This window comes from Prevotella sp. Sow4_E9_plate (assembly GCF_052116205.1).
Taxonomy (GTDB): domain Bacteria; phylum Bacteroidota; class Bacteroidia; order Bacteroidales; family Bacteroidaceae; genus Prevotella.
On sequence record NZ_JBQKLN010000097.1, the window covers coordinates 1 to 2,984 of the forward strand.

The following is a 2,984-nucleotide window of genomic DNA, read 5'->3' on the forward strand; positions in this document are numbered from 1 at the left end:
TTTATGGGACAATGAGAACACCAAGATGAAGATGCAAACTAAAGCTATACACAAAACTACGATTTGCTTTTTTCTGTTTTTTTTCATGTTCCTTAATTCCGCAACACTATAGTTTAATATTATTTATAAGTGCCTGAGCAACAAAAAGTTGCCCAGGATTTTGCCATGTCAGAATTTTCACTTACCTTAGTGTTGCGAAAAGAAGACAAGCAAAACTCTAATATGACATGGCAAAGATACAAATTAAATCAGAGAAACTCACTCCTTTTGGGGGAATTTTTTCGATTATGGAGCAATTTGATGCTCTTTTAGCTCAAACCATAGATTCCACCTTGGGATTGTGATGCACTATGTTTGGTTATCAATATAGCGAGATTCTACGCTCTCTGATGTGCGTATATCTTTGTGGTGGCTCATGTATTGAGGATGTTACAACTCACCTGATGAAACATTTGTCTCTTCATCCAACTCTTCGCACTTGCAGCGCAGACACCATATTACGTGCTATCGAAGAACTGACTTTTAAGAGCATCACCTATAAGTCTGCTTCTGGCAAATCCTATGATTTCAATACTGCAGACAAGATGAACTGCTTACTGGTCAATGCCCTGCTTGCTACTGGTCAATTGAAATCCGGTCAAGAGTATGATTTTGACTTTGACCATCAGTTCATTGAAACAGAGAAGTATGATGCAAAACCAACCTACAAGAAGTTCTTGGGCTATAGTCCAGGTGTAGCTGTCATTAACGACATGATTGTTGGTATTGAAAATAGAGACGGCAACACAAACGTACGCTTCAACCAAAAAGAAACTTTGGAAAGAATCTTCAAGCGATTGGAGGCTTCGGAAATATATATTTCTCGTGCCCGCATGGATTGCGGCTCATGTTCGGAGGAAATCGTAGATATGGTAGAGGCTCATTGCAGGCATTTTTATATTCGTGCCAACAGATGCTCTTCTTTCTACGATTCCATGTTTGCCTTAACTGGATGGAAAACTGTTGAAATCAACGGTATTGAGTTTGAGTTGAATTCTATCCTTGTTGAGAAATGGAAAGGAAAACCGTATCGTCTTGTCATACAGAGACAAAGGCGAATAGATGGAGACCTTGACATTTGGGAAGGCGAATATACCTACAGATGTATACTGGCTAACGATTACAAGTCGAGTGCAAGAGACATCGTGGAATTCTACAATCTTCGTGGTGGCAAGGAACGCATCTTCGATGACATGAACAATGGCTTTGGCTGGAATCGATTGCCAAAATCGTTCATGGCACAGAATACTGTATTCCTGCTTATGACAGCTCTCATCAGAAACTTCTACAAAGCTATTATGCAGAGATTGAAAACCCATGAATTTGGATTGCGTGCCACCAGCAGAATCAAGACCTTTGTTTTCAAGTTCATCTCTGTTCCTGCGAAATGGATTAAGACATCACGTAGGCATGTATTGAACATTTACTCAGACAACTATGCTTATGCCAACCTGTTCAAGACAGACTTTGGTTAAAGGCCATGCTTTTCTGGTTAAACCGGCGTATTACCTCAAGTCGCTTTATGGGGTAAGGGAATTTTGTGTTTACGACGTTTCTGTTATGCCCAAGGAATATGTACAATAAAAGAATTTTGGTCGTTTTACAAGTAAATTCCCACGAAACCCTATAGGTTGCGGATTTGAGGAAAATATAATGCCACTATTGCCACGCTATAAAATAGCTAACTGATATTTAATAATTTAAGCGTTGCAATAAGGGCATTTTCTGTTGCCACCAATTGCCACCTAATGCCACGCTACGGCGAAAAACAGGACTCGTTTCTGAACAGCAGCAGTACATCCTGCAATGGTGCAAGGAACATGGTTACACCAATATGAGATTCGACCGATATACAGAAGAGGTCAACTACTGATAGCCAAAGACCATGAGGACTTGTAACCACGTACATGAGGACTCATACCCGAGACTATGAAGACTTTTACCCGACACCGCCGGGGAAAAGTGCCCAACGCCTTGGGTAAAACTGGGCAAAGCCTCGGGTTAATATCCCCGATACTTGGGAACAGACTTCAGGACATCAGCAGCACCCGAAAAGTAACACTATTAATAACCACAAGTTGATGGCAGCCGCCATTTTCGACATTTTGAAGCAGAAATTCGGCTCTTCCCTCCAGATTTCGAGTATACAGAAATTGGGCAGAGAGCTTCAGAATATTGAAGGATTGAAGAGCCAAAGAACAAGATTTAGCACTGAGTATCTGGTAGTTAGAAAAATAGTCTCTCTCCTTTTCATCTCATTCCCTCATAAAAAGAGCGTGGCAATGCGTGGCATTAGGTGGCAATAGAAATACCGCTTATTGCCACGCATTATCCACTTTTAATCAGAGAGTTAAATGTATACGTGGCAGATGTGGCAATAAAAACAGAAAACATTTTCGTGCTATAATCATAAAAGTAGGAGCAAACTTCTCTAAAGGCAGAAGATGGAAGGAGAGGTGGAAGGTGGAATAAGAATGAGATTGTTTTCATTAGATTAAGGGAAGCATAAGCAAAACTTTTTTGCTATTTTCTTGTAACTTTCCGCTCATTTTCTTTTGGAGTAACACATTTATTGTGTACCTTTGCTCCGAAATAATTATATTTGCATGCTCATTGAATTTCTTGACATAGCTCAATACATGGGGGCTACTCGCCCCCAACCCCCTCGGTGTTTTCAGGTATAGATTATTAAGCCTGAAACCCCTCAGATTTTTGCACTTCTATTGAGAACTTGCCTTTCCCTTTGACCAGCGACAGTTGGTTCTGTCCGTTCCAGAACTACTTGCAAAAAATAATCTTTCTAACTGGGAAAATATTTTTTTCCAGTTAGAAAGATGAGCCCACTTTAAAAAGGGGCATATTTTGAATCCAGCATGACCAGTGTGGTCATTCAGAGTGAAACATAGCAATCGGCTCCGCTGGTGAATATCTGTCGAGAAATCGCT

General features: G+C 40.4%; 1 protein-coding gene and 1 pseudogene. Both read left to right on the plus strand.

Features of this window, described 5'->3' with window-relative positions; all coding sequences use genetic code 11:
• Nucleotides 1-227 precede the first annotated feature (227 nt).
• A pseudogene (locus ACTQ53_RS17300) lies at nt 228-1,514 on the plus strand (IS1380 family transposase).
• Between the two features lie 606 nt (nt 1,515-2,120).
• Complete coding sequence (locus ACTQ53_RS17305) at nt 2,121-2,345, plus strand: DUF3874 domain-containing protein (RefSeq protein WP_254880970.1); 225 nt, start codon at nt 2,121-2,123, stop codon at nt 2,343-2,345.
• Nucleotides 2,346-2,984 lie beyond the last annotated feature (639 nt).